Source organism: Paenibacillus rhizoplanae (assembly GCF_042684125.1).
GTDB classification, from domain to species: domain Bacteria; phylum Bacillota; class Bacilli; order Paenibacillales; family Paenibacillaceae; genus Paenibacillus_AQ; species Paenibacillus_AQ rhizoplanae.
Genome location: NZ_JBHUKY010000014.1, coordinates 100,090 through 116,493, shown reverse-complemented (window position 1 = coordinate 116,493; position 16,404 = coordinate 100,090). Strand labels below are relative to the sequence as shown.

At 49.8% G+C, this 16,404-nt stretch carries 10 protein-coding genes and 1 riboswitch; of the genes, 8 read left to right on the top strand and 2 right to left on the bottom strand.

Features of this window, described 5'->3' with window-relative positions; translation table 11 throughout:
* The first annotated feature begins 1 nt into the window (after position 1).
* On the top strand, positions 2-1,195 hold the full coding sequence (locus ACFSX3_RS05955) for a sugar ABC transporter permease (protein WP_209991488.1): 1,194 nt from the start codon (positions 2-4) through the stop codon (positions 1,193-1,195).
* 398 nt (positions 1,196-1,593) lie between these two features.
* On the opposite strand, the gene ACFSX3_RS05950 is transcribed toward ACFSX3_RS05955, so the two are convergent.
* On the bottom strand, positions 1,594-1,980 hold the full coding sequence (locus ACFSX3_RS05950; protein WP_209991487.1) for a cupredoxin domain-containing protein: 387 nt from the start codon (positions 1,978-1,980) through the stop codon (positions 1,594-1,596).
* 240 nt (positions 1,981-2,220) lie between these two features.
* Here ACFSX3_RS05950 and ACFSX3_RS05945 point away from each other — a divergent pair, with 240 nt between their 5' ends.
* Positions 2,221-3,354, top strand: coding sequence for a GGDEF domain-containing protein (locus tag ACFSX3_RS05945; protein ID WP_209991486.1), 1,134 nt, complete (start codon positions 2,221-2,223; stop codon positions 3,352-3,354).
* Between the two features lie 44 nt (positions 3,355-3,398).
* On the opposite strand, the gene ACFSX3_RS05940 is transcribed toward ACFSX3_RS05945, so the two are convergent.
* A complete protein-coding gene (locus ACFSX3_RS05940; RefSeq protein ID WP_036696706.1) occupies positions 3,399-3,746 on the bottom strand; it encodes a phage holin family protein in 348 nt (115 codons plus the stop codon).
* A 152-nt stretch (positions 3,747-3,898) separates the two neighbouring features.
* On the opposite strand from ACFSX3_RS05940, the gene ACFSX3_RS05935 reads away from it, so the two are divergent.
* From ACFSX3_RS05935 to ACFSX3_RS05910, 6 genes are all read left to right on the top strand, one after another.
* On the top strand, positions 3,899-6,265 hold the full coding sequence (locus tag ACFSX3_RS05935) for an endonuclease MutS2 (RefSeq protein WP_209991485.1): 2,367 nt from the start codon (positions 3,899-3,901) through the stop codon (positions 6,263-6,265).
* A 32-nt stretch (positions 6,266-6,297) separates the two neighbouring features.
* Positions 6,298-6,717 (top strand): DUF350 domain-containing protein, encoded by a 420-nt coding sequence (locus ACFSX3_RS05930; RefSeq protein WP_209991484.1) that lies wholly within the window; start codon positions 6,298-6,300, stop codon positions 6,715-6,717.
* A gap of 130 nt (positions 6,718-6,847) precedes the next feature.
* Entirely contained in the window at positions 6,848-7,393 is a 546-nt protein-coding gene (locus ACFSX3_RS05925; RefSeq protein WP_209991483.1) for a hypothetical protein, read from the top strand.
* An 81-nt stretch (positions 7,394-7,474) separates the two neighbouring features.
* Entirely contained in the window at positions 7,475-8,689 is a 1,215-nt protein-coding gene (locus ACFSX3_RS05920; RefSeq protein ID WP_209991482.1) for an MFS transporter, read from the top strand.
* An 88-nt stretch (positions 8,690-8,777) separates the two neighbouring features.
* Positions 8,778-8,879, top strand: a riboswitch (cyclic di-GMP riboswitch).
* A 56-nt stretch (positions 8,880-8,935) separates the two neighbouring features.
* Complete coding sequence (locus ACFSX3_RS05915) at positions 8,936-13,054, top strand: fibronectin type III domain-containing protein (RefSeq protein ID WP_209991481.1); 4,119 nt, start codon at positions 8,936-8,938, stop codon at positions 13,052-13,054.
* A gap of 25 nt (positions 13,055-13,079) precedes the next feature.
* Positions 13,080-16,394, top strand: a complete 3,315-nt coding sequence (locus ACFSX3_RS05910; protein ID WP_209991480.1) for a fibronectin type III domain-containing protein — start codon at positions 13,080-13,082, stop codon at positions 16,392-16,394.
* Positions 16,395-16,404 lie beyond the last annotated feature (10 nt).

The window sequence follows — 16,404 nt, the reverse complement described above, 5'->3', positions numbered from 1 at the left end:
GATGCAGCTGCAAAAAGAGCTTAAGGAACCTGAAACGGTTCCGGCCGCCGGAGGATCGCGCTTGCGCACCCTGTTCGGCAAAATGGATATGCGTGCTTATACGATGATTGGTGCATTAATTCTGATCTGGGTCCTGTTCGGCGTGCTGAATCCGACCTTCCTGACCTCGCGGAACCTGTCCAATCTGTTCACGCAGATGTCGGTGACCTCTATACTCGCCATTGGCATGGTGCTGGTTATCGTGGCGGGCCATATTGATCTGTCCGTCGGCTCTATTGTCGGATTGACCGGCGGGATGGCGGCGATTCTCAGCAATTGGCTGGAGCTGCCCGCTATCGTGGTCATTCTCGGTACCGTGGCCGCAGGTGCGGTGCTGGGTCTGGTTCAGGGCTGGCTGGTCGCCTATAAAATGATCCCCGCCTTCATCGTCACCCTCGGCGGGATGATGGTGTTCCGCGGGGTGCTGATGGGCGTGACCGAATCGATGACCATTCCGGTATCTGATCCGGTGCTGGCGCTGCTCGGCAATGCCTATTTTGCCTCAGGCTTCGGAATCATTCTGGGCGTGCTCGCAGTGGCTCTGCTGCTGTATAGCGCGTTCACGAAGCGGCGCTCCCGCAAGAAATACGGGTTCACCGTCGCCCCGCTCAGCATGGACATTGCGAAGGTAACAGGATTGTCCCTGCTGGTGGTAGTCTTCGTGGCCTTGATGAACAATTACAAAGGGATTCCGTTCCCGATCATCTTCGTCATTGTGCTGGCGGTCATCTTCTACTTCCTGTCCACCAAGACGACCTTCGGCCGCCATATCTACGCCATCGGCGGCAATATTGAGGCTGCGCGGCTCTCGGGGATCAACATCAAGCGCAAGACGATGCTGGTCTTCATCCTCAGCGGACTGCTCGGTTCCATCGCCGCCATTGTGCTGACCTCCCGCCTGGCCTCGGCGACCATTACCGCAGGCAATATGGCCGAGATGGACGCCATTGCCGCCTGCGTCATCGGCGGCACTTCGCTGATGGGCGGAGCCGGAACGGTCATCGGCGCTCTGATCGGAGCGCTGGTCATGACCTCGCTCGATAACGGAATGTCGCTGATGGGACTGGAGTCGTTCTGGCAGTATGTAGTCAAAGGCTCGATCCTGGTCATCGCCGTCTGGCTGGACATTTCAGGCCGGAGCAAGGGTGTGAAGTAAGAGTAATTAACATGAATAGCCGGCCGGGACATCGTCCTGGCCGGCTTATTTGTTGTATAGATGGGCACGCCGGGGTGTCACGGACCAAATGTAATCGAAAAACCGATTACAATGTGCCGGGCGAGGGTAAGTGGACCGGATACAGTTTACAGGTTATTAAATGAAGAGCATTAATACACCTGAATTCGCGGAAGCAACCACAAAGGAACGAATGAGGTGCACTAATGCACCTGAATTCGCGGGAATCAGCCCAAAGGAGCGAATGAGGTGCACTAGTGCGCTTGAATTTGCGGAACCAGCTTCAAAGGAGCGAATAAGGTGCACTTAATGCACCTGAAGTCGCCTCAATTCGCCGCCCCCGAAGCAGGCAGATGGGTAAGAGGGCTGATCCACGCCGCCTACTCGACAATAATCTTAGCAGTCATTCCGCTGTGGCCGGAGCCACACATGATGGCACAGGTCATCTCGAAGGTTCCGGCTTCCTCGGGCAGCACAACCTGCGAGGCGTTCTTGGCATCCAGCCGCAGCTTCATCTCCGGAATCAGTATCCCGTGATTGCCGCTCTCATTTTCGAAGATGATTTTGACAGGGACGCCCTTCTTCAAATGGTATTCCGGCTGGTCAAAGCTATAATTGGTGGCCGTAATCACGAGTTCTTCCTCCGCTGTCAGATTGCTCCCGGCTGCTGCATTGTTAGCGCTATCAGAATTACTGTTGTTACTTCCACAGGCCGTTAGCAGAAGCGCAAATATAATAGAACAAAGAATGGCCGACTTCCTGATCATATGCATCCTCCTCATCTACTTGGACAGTTGACCTTAGCATAGCCTATATTGGTCAAGTTGTCTTGATCAATCTATGAAAATGAGTTTAACCGCCGTCGTTATCTCGACTGCAAACTTTGTCGAATTTTGCAAAAATATGATGCAAAAGAGTTTAAAATTAATTATAATTAAGCCTAATATAATTAAAGTTTCATATTATTCGGCTAGAAGCAGGGGAGTCAGATTATTATAGAATACGCGTTGCAAAGTGCAGAGAGATGGCACCGGAGAATACTGTACGGCTACTGGATCATCGTACTCTGTCTGCTGCTCGCCCAGTTCCTGTATATGCTGTACTCCCGTTCTGATGAGATGCAGACGATTTTTAGTCCCGGCAAAGGCCATGTGTTCATAGTCTGCAACCTGATTATTATCCTGGCTATGGCTGCTGCCGAGGTCTGGCTGCGCCGCTCGCCCCGTTATCATAAGCAGGCAGTTGTGGTCTGCAGCTTCATGGTTTCCTATCTGATGTATTTTGTGCTGGAGCCTTATGTAGACGGTGCCCAGATGACGCTGATGATGCCCCTTATGCTGGCCCTCATCTATTTCGACCAGAGGCTGCTGTACTCGCTTGGGGCATTCAGTATTGCATTCTACGCAGGGGTCTACTTTGGGCTTGAACGGCCGCTGCTTGGCAAGCCGCTGCTGGAGTTTGTGCTAGTGGAGTGTGTGTATGTCGTCTTCGCCCTGACGGCGCAGGCGGTGATCCTCCGTGGCCGCGAGACCCGCGAATATCTGGAGCAGCTCACCAAGTCGGAGCAGGAGCTGATGGTGGAGCGGGCGATTTCGGACAAGCTGCTGAAAATAGATGCGTTAACAGGCCTGTATAATCACAAGACGTTCCATGAATATCTGGATTCGCTGCTGGAGCAGTGTGAGAGCAATGGACTGAGGCTGCAGCTTGCGCTGCTTGACATCGACAATTTCAAGCAGGTCAATGACAAATACGGACACTGGGTGGGCGATCTTGTGCTCAAAGAGGTGGCGGCTAAGATGGGCAGCCTGATCGGGTTGAATGACTTCGCGGCAAGATATGGCGGGGAAGAATTCGCAGTGATTTTTACGGATAAAAGCTTTCAGGAAGCCTACGCTGCTGTCGAGCAAATGCGTCTCAGCATTGCCGCCATGTGCCATCCGTATGCCGGAAACAAGCCCATTACTGTCAGTATCGGATTGTGTCACTATAAGCTTGGAGACGGCAAGGAGCTGCTGTTCCGCAAGACGGATGATTCGCTGTATACGGCCAAGCGTGGCGGGAAAAATGCTGTGGTGACCTCTGTGGTCACTTCCGGTGAAGGACATAAACTTACAGAAAACCCCCAAATTCCGATATAGACCCGGAGCTGGGGGTTTCATTGTCTGCATGTTGTCTAGCGCCGTTATTTGCCTGCTTCAAACGGAGTGGATACCGGCAGGAAGAGATCGATGATCCCGATGACTAGTGCGGCAAGCAGGGCACCAAGCACCGAGACACTGACACCGCTGACGACAAACTGCGCAATCCAGATGACCAGGGCGCTGACTAGGAAGCCGACGATACCGCGTCCGAAGGGCGTTGTTTTTTTGCCGAAAATGCCTTCAACGACCCAGCCGAGCAGAGCGATCACCAGAGCAAGCATGAATGCGCTCCAGAATCCCCCGACCGTGAACTGCGGAACAATCCAGCCGACCACCATCAGCACGATTGCAGCGACCACGAACCGTACTACATGAGCTAAGAATCTCAATGAACTAACCTCCTTTGGCGTTCGCTTAAGGATATGTGCGTTGTTATTGTGGCCCGAAGCCGGTTTTCTATGCCCTGAAATCATACCCAAATAGCGAAAATGGGCTAAATTAGGTATAATGGTTCCATCTATGAAGGGAGCTGTGACAGTAATTGGACGACAAAATTTTGCATACGCTTGAATATCGCAAGATTTTAAATAAATTGATGCAGTATACGCAGACGCCGATGGGACGGCTGACCGCCGAGCTCCTGAAGCCTTCCGGTGATTTCGAAGGGGTGAAGAAGCTCCTTCAGGCTACGGATGAGGCGGTAAATGTGGACCGGTTGAAGGGAATTCCTTCATTCGGAGGCGTGACCGATATCCGGCCCGCGCTGAAGCGTGCATCAATTGGCGGGATGCTGGGCACGGCAGAGCTGCTTGCGGTAGGTAACACGATTGGCGGGGCCCGCCGGGTGAAGCGGTTCATCCATGCCATGCATGACGATGAGAGCATTCCTACTCTCTTCGCACAGAGCGATCTGCTGTCGGAGCAAAAGCATGTCGAGGATGCCATCCGCATGTGTATTGACGAGAACGCCGATGTAATGGATTCGGCGAGCACGGAGCTTGCCACCCTCCGCCGCGAGCTGCGCGGGGGAGAGACGCGCATTCGTGAGAAGCTGGATTCGATGATCCGCTCGTCTTCGGTCTCGAAGATGCTGCAGGATCAGCTGGTGACGATCCGTGGTGACCGGTTCGTCATTCCGGTCAAGGCAGAGTACCGCGCCCACTTCGGCGGTATTGTGCACGACCAGTCGGGCTCAGGGGCAACGCTGTTCATCGAGCCGGAATCCATTGTGGCGATGAACAACAAGCTGCGGGAGACACGGCTGCGCGAAGAACGTGAGATCGAGATCATTCTGCACCGGCTGACTGCGCTGGTCGGCGATATTGCCGAGGAGATGGCTTATGATATCGATATTCTCGGCGAGCTGGACTTCATCTTCGCCAAGGCGCGTCTTGCACGCGACCTGAAGGCTACCCAGCCGCGGATGAATGACCGCGGATACCTGCGCCTGCGCAAGGGCCGACATCCGCTAATTGCGGCCGAGCAGGTTGTGCCGCTGGATGTGGAGCTGGGGAATGATTACAGCTCTATCATCGTGACCGGACCGAATACGGGCGGGAAGACGGTGACCTTGAAGACGATTGGACTGCTCAGCCTGATGGCCATGTCGGGCCTCTTCATTCCGGCCGAGGAAGGCAGTCAGCTGTGTGTCTTCGATGCGATCTACGCCGACATCGGCGATGAGCAGAGCATTGAGCAGAGCCTGAGTACCTTCTCCAGCCATATGACGAATATTATATCCATTCTGAAGCGGATGACACCGAAGAGTCTGATTCTGCTCGATGAGGTCGGTGCAGGAACAGATCCGGCCGAAGGCTCCGCGCTGGCGATAGCAATTCTGGAGAATATTCACCGGACGGAATCCCGGATGGTTGCCACTACACATTACAGTGAACTGAAGGCATACGCTTATGAACGGGCAGGCGTTATTAACGCCAGCATGGAATTCGATGTGCAGAGCCTGAGCCCTACTTACCGGCTGCTTGTCGGTGTACCCGGACGAAGCAATGCGTTTGCCATTGCTGAACGCCTCGGGATGCCAAGTGCGATCCTTGAGCATGCGCGCGGCGAAGTGAAGGAAGAAGATATGCGCGTTGAGCATATGATTGCTTCCCTTGAGGAGAACCGCCTCACTGCAGAGAACGAACGCATACGGGCAGAAGAGATTCGCCGTGAAGCGGAAGAATTCCGCAAGCGGCAGCAGCTGGAGCTGGAGAAGCTGGAGGGCCAGCGCGACAAACGTCTGGAGAAGGCGGAGAAGGATGCCACCGAACTTCTGGCCAAGGCGCGTAAGGAAGCCGAGGAGATTATCAGCGACCTCCGCCGCCTGGCGATGGAGGAAGGGGCTTCCGTCAAGGAGCATAAGCTGATCGAAGCGCGCCGCCGGCTGGATGAAGCAGAGCCTGCACCGCGCAAGAAGGCTGTGCCGCGCAGCACGGTCAAGGCGCCGCGTAAGATTCAGCCCGGAGACGAAGTCAAGGTGGCGAATGTGAACCAGAAGGGCCTTGTGGTCGAGCTGAGCGGAACCAAGGAAGCCGTAGTCCAGTTCGGCATCATGAAGATGAAGGTAAATCTGAGCGATCTGGAGTTCCTGGCTTCCGCACCGGATTCACCTCCGCCTGCTCTGCGCCGGGCCACAACGGTCAAGCGCACGCGCGATGAGAATGTCCGTAGCGAGCTTGATTTGCGCGGTGCGAACCTGGAGGAAGCCATTATGGAGACCGACCGCTTCATCGACGAAGCTTTTCTCGGCAATCTGGGGCAGATCTCCATTATCCACGGCAAGGGGACCGGAGTCCTGCGTACAGGAATTCAGGAATACCTCCGCAAGCACAAGCATGTCAAAAGCTATCGGCTCGGGAACTACAATGAAGGCGGCGCGGGTGTGACGGTAGCTGAACTGGAGTAGCGCCCATAGTCCGGCAGGGAAGAGGGAGACGTGTGCAGGATAATATTGATCTTTTGCTGGAACATCCGCTGGGGGCACTGTTAGGCTACTTCACTGTCGCCATATTGGGGCTGGTCGTATTCCTGTCCTTCTTCGAAATGGTGACGAAATACAACTGCTGGGAAGAGATCCGCAAGGGGAATGTGTCCGTAGCTATGGCAACCGGAGGCAAAATCTTCGGAATCTGCAACATCTTACGCTTCAGCATTGAAGCGGGGGCATCGATCTATGAGACGATGAAGTGGTCGGTTGTAGGCTTTTTGCTGCTGCTGCTGGCGTACTTCCTGTTCGAGTTTTTTACTCCGGTCTTTTCAATTGATGAAGAGATTGCTGCGGATAACCGGGCCGTAGGACTGACAGCCATGGTGCTCTCCATATCCTTGTCCTATGTGATCGGCGCGGCCATATTCTGAATGAGGGGGCAGGGAGATGAAGCTGCTGGTTCGGATTCTGTTTTTTTCAGCCCTGGCTTTTATAGCGGCCGGCATTATATATTTAACGGTGAATTGAACCGAATGTGAGTAAGCGAAGGAGATTATACAGATGGAGACAACAGTTTGCCCATGGTGCCATACCGAGATTGTATGGGATGAAGAGTTTGGCCCCGAGGATACCTGTCCTCATTGCAATAACGAGCTTAGCGGCTACCGCACAGTAACGATAGGTGCAGAGGATATAGAGGATGAAGAGCCGGATATGCACGAAGCTTCCGGGGAGGAAGAGATCAGCGACGAGAATTTGTGGGATGACGACGACAAGGATAGCGTGGTGCCTGTATGGGGTACGCTGAGCCAGTTCGGCGATGACTATGATCTTAAGCGTTATGAGGACAAGGTCTCAGGCTTGCTGGCTGCTCAGCTGGAAGCGCCGGAATGTCCGCAATGCCATGAGCTGATGCTTCACTCCGGTACGCAGCAGGTAGACGGGTTCACTCCTTCAACGCCGGAAGCGATGGCTGGCGCAGCGGTGCTGAAGCCTCCCTTCGCGCTGAATCTGTACGTCTGCCCTTCCTGTTTCCATGTGCAGCACAGTCTGGCGCAGGAAGACCGCATCCAGCTTGTCCGCAATCTAAGCACCTCCGCCGAATAAAGATCGGATTCATGCTTTCCCTGCCTTCTGGACATGTTAGTGATAGATGAAGTGTCTTAGGACGAGCAGGGAGGGCTAAGCATGAGAGGTTCAGAACGGGGACAGGCGGCGCTGCTGCTGGCTGTAGGCGGGCTATACCTGCTGGCTACAGTGCTTGCAGGGACGTTCCTCAACGTATATCTGTGGAAAAGCCGGCAGAACTTCGCCATGATCGGCTGGTTCACCGTGGCCCAGCAGATTGCCGTGGGTCTCAGTTTTTGGCTCGGCGGCAAGTGGGTGAAAGAGCATAACAAAATGAATGCCCTACGGCTGGGAATTGCCGTATCGGGCTTTTTTTATTTGCTGGTGCTGTGGCTGCAAGGAGAAACGGTGCATTTTATTTGGCCGCTGGGCGGGGTCCTCGGACTATCCATCGGGCTGTATTGGCTGGCGTTCAATATTGTATTCTTCGAGATTACGGACGTGAGCAACCGCGATTTCTATAACGGGTGGATGGGTCTGCTGGGTTCTCTGACGGGAATAGCCGGACCCTGGGTGTCCGGCTGGATGATCTCCCGCTGGCAAGGCGGACAAGGCTACCGCATGGTATTCATACTGTCGCTCTGTATCTATGGGGTGGCTGCTGTGCTCAGCTTCGGCCTGCGCAAACGGCCGCGCGGCGAAGCCTATCTCTGGCTGGAGCCCTGGCGTGAGCTTACCCGCAGGCGCAGTCCTTGGCGGCCAGTTGCGGCGGCGCTAGTGTTCCAGGGCATCCGGGAAGGCGTATTCTCCTTCCTGATCGGTCTGCTCGTCTACATTGCAGCACAGGAGGAGAGCAAGCTGGGACAGTTTGCTCTGCTGACCTCTGCTGTATCCCTGATCAGTTATTACGCGGCTGGCAGATGGTTCAAGCCCCGTGCCCGGCTCGGCGGTATGCTGGCAGGCAGTCTGCTGCTCATCGCCTTCCTTCTTCCGCTGCTGTGGAAGGTGAACTTTACGACCCTCCTAATCATGGGGATAGGGACCTCGCTCTGCCTGCCGCTCTACATGCTGCCGATGCTGTCCACCAGCTTCGACCTGATGGGAGTGTCCGAGGAGAGTGCCGCCAAACGCGTGGAGCTGGTAGTACTCAGGGAGCTTAGCCTGATGAGCGGCCGCCTCCTCGGCCTGCTGATCTTCATCGCGGTGTTGTCACAGAGTCAGTCTCTGCGCACCATCACGCTGCTCATGCTGGTGCTGGGCGCAGCACCGCTGGGAAGTTGGGTGGTGGTGCGGGGGTTGCTTAGTTCAAAATGTTCACAAAATGAACAATATTAAATGATTCAATTATAGGGTATTATTGCCAAGGTAAGTACAGATTGTAATTGAAGTGATTTACAAATGATTTCTCTTGAAATAACCATTAGAACTAAAAAGGCAAACCTGTACGAAAGTCAGGGACGCAAAGCCACGGGCCTTACCACAGGGCGGGAGACACCCATCTGTGAATGGTAGCCGGGCCGCTCTTTCCGGTGGTTTTTTTGCGCCTTTTTTTAATGAATTGTAATTGAGCGGAGGTCTTTTATGACAAACAAGAAGAGTCTTATAAGTAAAATATTGTGTTTTATCATTCTGGCTCAGTTCCTGACCCCTTTTGTGGGATTCTCAGAGATGAAGATTTCCGCACAGGACAGTGTTCTCAAAATCCGGTTTCAGCCCGAAGAAACGCCCCTACAGGACGGGGAGCTTGCAGATTCTGGAGCCGTTTTTAGCGTTAAAAACCAATACGCCTACGGCTGGAACATGGATCATACCGATGCAACCGTCTCAAGAGATACATACGATAACTCCGGCATAAGCAGCCTGACACGAATCCATCCAGATGGAAAGTGGGAAATTGCACTAGACAATGGTACTTATGAAGTTTCAGTAACCGTAGGTGACTCTGTATATAGCAGCAACAATTCCCTAACTGTCGAGAATATCAAAGTGATGGAGGGACTCACTCTTGAAGCAGGGCAGCATAGAACGGTCAAGAAGAAGGTTGCTGTCGAAGATGGAAGGCTAACGTTAAGTCAAATCAATGCTGCTGGAATTGAGACTGCTCTCAATAGCATAGATATTTCATTAGTTAATACATACACTCCCGCCTTGATACCGCCTCAAATCCGCCTGCCCTTTGAACCCAATAAGGTTGCCGGAGACAAAGTTCTCCTATCTGGAAGTATGACCAATGTACATAACGCACCGCCGTTTATTCGGGTGAATGGCCTGCAAGGAGAGATCTCCCGGCATATCCGCGAACAAATAGAATCTAATGAACAACAAATACAGCAGCTTAGCCAAAATGCAGTGGCAATAAGAAATTCTGATATTGAAGCTATTCAAAGCTCTATCCGCTCCAGCGGCAACAAGCCTGCAATTATTGTAACAGGACAACTGAATTTAGAATCAAGCGTTACGTTTGGAAGTGCAGAACAGCCTGTCATTTTAATCGTAGATGGTATGAATACGAACCGGAATCTGAATGTAACGGTGTACGGATCGTTAATCCTCCGTGGAGGATTAAATGCAAATACTGAGTTAGATGTTAATGTTATCAACCCTGCACCAGATGAGAATCTTGGTAACCTATGGGTACAGGGGACTGTGCATTTGAATAATAATTCCAATATTCATGTAGATAATGAATTGTTTGCAGGTTCTTTGGTTTATAACAATGGCTCGCTCGATCTATCCGCGAAACGGATAGTAGTACAAGGCAATATGAATATCAATACTATGGTAACTATGAATGTAGACGAAGAAATGTCTGTTGGAGAAGTGGTATCCAATAACTCAAGGGCAGAACTAAATGTAGCCCAAGGGGACCTCTTTGTCCGGGACAACGTCAGTGTAAATAATCATTTGAATATCAATACAGGCGGATTATTTGCAGTTGGCGGTAATGTCATCTCGAATCAAAGACCTGTAATTCACACGGGGAATGAGCAAGCAGGACGTACATTATTGAAGTATGTATTGTCAGGCCTTAAGGCTGAGTATTACAGCAATAATAATTTTACGGGCAAGAAGGCCGTGAAGGTGGATGAATCCATTTCTTTGGCAGGCCAACCTGTCTTGGGTGTAACAGGAATAGCGGACCAGCATTTCTCAGTAAGATGGACAGGGCAAATTCAACCTAACTATACAGATCAATATATCTTCTCCGCTAGAACCTCAGGTGGAGTCAGACTCTGGGTGAATGATCAGCTCCTGGTGGATGACTGGACAACGAAGCAGCATGTGGAGCAAGGCACCATCCAGCTTGAAGCCGGTAAAAAATATGACCTGAAGATGGAATACGCTAATGATATGGGGAATCCTCAGGCCAGCTTATTCTGGGAGAGCGAGCAGCAAATTCGTGAAGTGGTGCCCTCTTTATCTTTAAGACCTTTTTCTATACCTGCAGTAAATGCGAGTGCAACGGACACATCGATTACCCTCAGTTGGCCTTCTTTATTTAATGCTGATGGATATGAGGTGGAGTTCGATAAAGAGGTTACCGTTCTCGGCAGTGAACCTTATTTTACAGAGGGGGATCTTAGTCCGGGAACAGAGCATTTCTATCGTATTCGGGCAATCAGTGGCGACATCAAAGGAGAGTGGTCAATAACTTCTTCTTATTGGACCTTGCCGGCTGCACCACTGAATATTCAAATGAATGCAACAAGCCATACCATAACTCTCGAATGGGAGCCGGTTATCGGAGCCTCCAGTTATGAAATAGAGGTTAATAACAGTACGAAGAATATCGGGCATGTGCTAACTTACCAGGAGACTGATCTGAATCCGAACATGCCAAAAGTATTCCGCATCCGAGCGGTGAACAGCAGCGGATCAGGGGCATGGAGCGAAGTTGTTTCGAAGACCACTCTGGTTGGAGTGCCTTCCAAGTTACAGGGGATTGCTGATGATCAGGCAATTCATCTGCACTGGGATGCTGTATCAGGAGCCATTGCCTATGATTTGGAGATAGATGGAGTTGTGAGTAATAACATTACCGGTAATTCGTTTATACATGGCAGTCTCCAATCTAACAGTAAGCATAGTTATCGTGTACGGGCTAAGAACGATGATGGAATCAGTGAATGGAGCGATACCATCACAGTGCATACTCTGCCTGCAGTTCCGCAGAATTTTACAGCACAAGTGGAAGGAAGCTCTGTGCATGTAGCTTGGGACCCAGTTGCCGGGGCCACAGGGTATGACATCGAGGTAGATGGTGATGTGCTGGATAATGAATTGAAGCTTGAATTCACACATTCACAGCTCCCGTTGAATTCAGAGCATACCTACAGAGTGCGGGCGAAGAATGAGGATAGAGTCGGAAGCTGGACCAAAACGATTATTTATTCTACTCATGCGGGGGTTCCTGCTAATATTCAGACTTCAGTGAATAGCAACGAAATCACAATAACTTGGGACGTTGTTGTAGGTGCGCTAAGTTACGATATTGAACTAGATGGGACAACGATACGCAATGTTTCGGATAACCTTTACATCCACAAGAAGCTGGTACCCTTCTCAGCGCACAAATATAGGGTAAGAGCTGTAAATGCGGCGGGAGCTGCCGAGTGGAGCGGATTCGTAACTGCAACCACGACCTTCGGCAAACCATCTAATCTGAAGGCATTAGCCAAGAATACAAGTATTGAACTTACGTGGGACAAGGTAGAGAGTGCGACTGGCTATGATCTCCTGGTAGATGGCGAGGTTCTGAATAATGAAGAATCGTTATCCTATAAGCATACTGGATTGGAACCCTATTCCTGGCATAATTATCGGGTCAGAGCGAAGCAGGGTAGCTTCCTTGGAGAATGGAGCGAACCTCTGACGATTTCAACAGTGCTCGGGATTCCGGGAAACGTAAAGACAGAGACCAAGAGCAATCAAATCCGCTTATCCTGGGATTCAGTTAAGGGAGCCACCGGCTATGAAATTGAAGCTGACGGCACAATTATTGACAATGGCAGCAAGGTTATTTTCGCACATACCGGGTTGCTGCCAAATACTAAGCACAGTTATCGGATACGGGCCAAGAACACTCAGGTCGTCAGTGATTGGAGTGAATGGACTACGATTGTCACTGGGATTACAGCTCCAGAGGTACCTAAGAACCTTAGAGGCGAAGTTACTGTGAATTCGGTCCAGCTTGCCTGGGATTCAGTGAATGGTGCATCCGGCTATGATTTGGAAGTAGATGGACAGCTCATTTCGAATTCCAACCAGTTGGAATACACACACAGCGGTCTTGAGCCCAATACAATGCATAACTATCGTGTTCGGGCTAAGAATGCAGGAGTCAGCAGCGACTGGTCAGAGCTATTGAAGAAAACAACGACTCCAGCCTTAACGATTAAGCCTGAAAAAGATTCCCAGCTTAATTTTGTAATGATTATCCCTTATAAAAGTGACAAATCCGAACGCAGGGTTACAGTCACCTATAATGCCAAGGATCTTGAGGTTATGGATCTGCGTGCAGAGACTCCGGAAATGGAACTTGGGACTGGAAGTATTGCAGGATCACCAATCAATATAATCCAGTTTGAACCGGGAAAAATAGTCTTCAGCGTGCAAATGAGCAATAAGGCGGCGATGAACACTATTATCTTCACTGCCCTGACTAATCAATTTACTAAAGTAACCTATACCATAGAGTAGATTTTATAGCGGTAGGAGAGGAACTATGAAAGATATGCTGAAAAGATGGATATCTATTTTATGTGTTTTTGTAATCGTTACGTTAATTCTATTCCCAGCGGGATCACAGGTTAAAGCAGCAGGAGAGTCTAATATTATCAGCTTTGCTGATCTCCACTTTGATGGTTTCATAAAAACTGCTGGATGGGTTCCAGATATGGGCGAAATTGACTATATAACGTTAGATATGCCAGGAATTACTGTGAAAAACATACGTTTTGATTTATCTTCAAGAAAAATGAGTTACGATATTGCCTTGGATAAAGCAGCCATTATGACCTCAGGCTCCAGGACCTATTGGTTCTCAAACAATCAACGTTCCAGATATTTGGATATAAATGTTTATATGAGTAATTCAGGTAGTGGTGCAAGTGCGGGTACCTCCTCACATAGAGTTACCGAAGGCTTGAGCACGGGGGAATCAAATAATACTTTTATAACAAATATTAATGATTTAATTCCATATGAAGGTTTGGGACTATACGGTGAGCTTCCAACAAAGATTAGTGTCTTTGTAAGTGCTGGAGATGCCCAACATATCCCAAATCAATTTTATAATGGATGGAGAAACTCAATGGGTGTACCTCTCCCAGAGCAAAATCTAACCTCCAATGCAGCCCCTACAATAACCATACCAACACCGAACGGTCATCAGCTTGGCTCAAGCTCCCTGTTCATTCCTGTAATAGGGGTATCAGATTCGAATGGTGATGCGCTAGAGCTGAAATATTATATAGATTCAGAGGCAGCTGCAAGGGAAAGTAAGACGATAACCAATACAGCTACAACTCAAAATGTATCCTTTAATCCATTGAACATAGCAGCTTTACCGGAAGGCAGCCATACCCTCCGCTTTACAGCCAATGACGGAAAAGTCACCACTCAGAATTCTGTAACCATCTTTGTAGATAAATCCCCTCCGGTAATTGGAAATATCAATATTATTTCTTCTGACTCACAGGTTCAGATATCGGGAACCGCCGCAGATTCCATATCAGGATTGGATAACGTTCCATATCATTACACAGTCGGAAGTCAGTCGAGCGGATGGACTACACAGCCAAGCTTTACTGCAACAGGATTAACGCCAAACACTGCATTTTATACCAAGATTGAAGCGAGAGATAAAGTGGGTAATATTGCAGTCCATGAGCAGAATGTCTACACGAGAGCGCAAGTTCCAACACTATCTCTTCAGCAAAATGGTGAAACTTCGTTAAAGATGCAGCTTCATGATCAGAATGCTGCTTCAACCCAATATTTGATTCAAATGGGTACGGCTTATGTTACTTCTTCCGGTGCTCTCAGCTCTTCACCTGTATGGTTTACTCCGTCTAATAAGACAGTAGTGATTACCGGTTTAACAGCAAATACCTCTTACTCCTTCCAGGTAAAAGCAAGAAATAACGAAGGGGTAGAGACAGGGTTCGGAGGGCCGGCAAGCGGAACGACACTAGCCGCTGCACCTGGCGGAATTACTGCAGAAGCTTCACAGCAATGGATTAAGCTTGCATGGCCTCCATCAGCGGGTGCCTTAGCTTATGAGGTAGAGGCAGGTGGAGCGATTATCAATAATGGAACTTCTACTTCCTATACGCATAATGGATTATTACCCAATACTCAGCACACCTATAGAGTAAGAATTATCAACCCGGGAGGTACGAGTAGCTGGAGCCAGGCTTTTACTCAAATGACACTACCCGAACCCCCGGCTGCTCCTATCAATTTATTGACAGTCCCATCGCAGAAATTCATTTCATTAACCTGGGATTTGGTTCCTCATGCTACGCGGTATGAAGTGGAAGCCGATGGAGTTGTGACAGACAACGGCACCCTCAACTCCTTCACGCACAAAGATCTGGAAGCTTCAACGGATCATACCTATCGTGTAAGAGCAGGTAACTTAGGAGGAGTGAGTAAATGGAGCGCACCTGCCGTACAGCAGACATGGCCTAATCCGCCAGAGACTCCCACGAAGATATCAGCAGTGCAGGATATTCATACGGTAACTGTGAAGTGGGACGAGATGGAACGGGCCAGCGGCTACGAGATTGAAGTGGACGGGCTAATTATCGACAATAAACAATTGACCAGCTATGCCCATGAAGGATTAGATGCACTTAGCGGTCATACCTATAGAATTCGCGCAGTTAATATAGGCGGGAAAAGTAAATGGAGCTCTCCTCTGGATGTAACCACTCATCCGGAAATACCGGATGTACCCACGAACATAATGACGACCGCGGATGAGAGTCAGATTACTGCATCGTGGCGCACCGTTCCTCATACGGATAGTTACGATATTGAAGTGGATGGCGGAACTATAATCACTGTAAAGGATAACCTGTTCGTGCATGACCAGCTCGCTGCAGATTCCAAGCATACGTATAGAATCAGAGCCGCTAATATTAGCGGAACAAGTGAATGGTCCAAACCGATAACCATGGCTACCATGCCTGCAGGAATAAACACAGAATCCTTAACAAATGTAGTAGCGGTAGTGACGAATAAGTCCATTACCCTGTCGTGGGATACTGTTGCAGCGAATGCACGATATGAAATAGAAGTGGACGGCAAATTATTGGATAATGCTGCAGACACGATTTACAATCATACGGGACTGCAAGCAGAAGAATATCATCTCTATAAAATTAGAGTGAAGCAAGGAAATGAACGGGGAGACTGGGTGGCAGTATTAGCACTCTCTACACTTCCCAACCTGCCTGACTCCCCTTCCAAAATAGATGGATTTGCCCAAAACAACTCGATTGAATTGCGTTGGGAGAAGATGGACGGGGCGAATGGCTATCAGCTTGAAGTAGACGGAAAGACGATCGATGTCGGTAATAATATAACCTATCAGCATAACGAGCTTACTTCAGGAACCGCTCATACGTACCGGGTAAGAGCAAAAAATACATCAGGAGTGACTGCGTGGAGCCCTTCTCTACAGAAGAGTACTACCAGTCCAGATTACGTTCTTAAAGTCAAGAAGGATAAGGAAGCAAGTCTGACTCTGCTGGCTCAGAATGTGCAGGATTTCAGTGAACTGGAATTTGTAGTGACCTATAATCCGGATGAGCTTGAATTAATCGATTCATATGATTTCACACCAGCCAGAGATCTCTCTAATGGAAGGATTGCCGGTTCTAATTTAACTGCAACCTATACCCCTGGGAAAATCACATATTCCATCGATCAGAATGTTGTCCCGGGAACCTCTTGGTCTGGTGAGATTACCACGCTCACCTTCAAGTCGAAAATAACCGGCGAGAGCAACGTAAAAGTTACAGTAGATTGAATGATACTGA

Bases quoted from the DNA above. Each gene is read 5' to 3' on its own strand.
- ACFSX3_RS05955 (WP_209991488.1), top strand. From the start codon at position 2: ATGCAGCTGCAAAAAGAGCTTAAGGAACCTGAAACGGTTCCGGCCGCC.
- ACFSX3_RS05950 (WP_209991487.1), bottom strand. From the start codon at position 1,980: ATGATCAGGAAGTCGGCCATTCTTTGTTCTATTATATTTGCGCTTCTG.
- ACFSX3_RS05925 (WP_209991483.1), top strand. From the start codon at position 6,848: ATGGAGACAACAGTTTGCCCATGGTGCCATACCGAGATTGTATGGGAT.
- ACFSX3_RS05920 (WP_209991482.1), top strand. From the start codon at position 7,475: ATGAGAGGTTCAGAACGGGGACAGGCGGCGCTGCTGCTGGCTGTAGGC.
- ACFSX3_RS05915 (WP_209991481.1), top strand. From the start codon at position 8,936: ATGACAAACAAGAAGAGTCTTATAAGTAAAATATTGTGTTTTATCATT.
- ACFSX3_RS05910 (WP_209991480.1), top strand. From the start codon at position 13,080: ATGAAAGATATGCTGAAAAGATGGATATCTATTTTATGTGTTTTTGTA.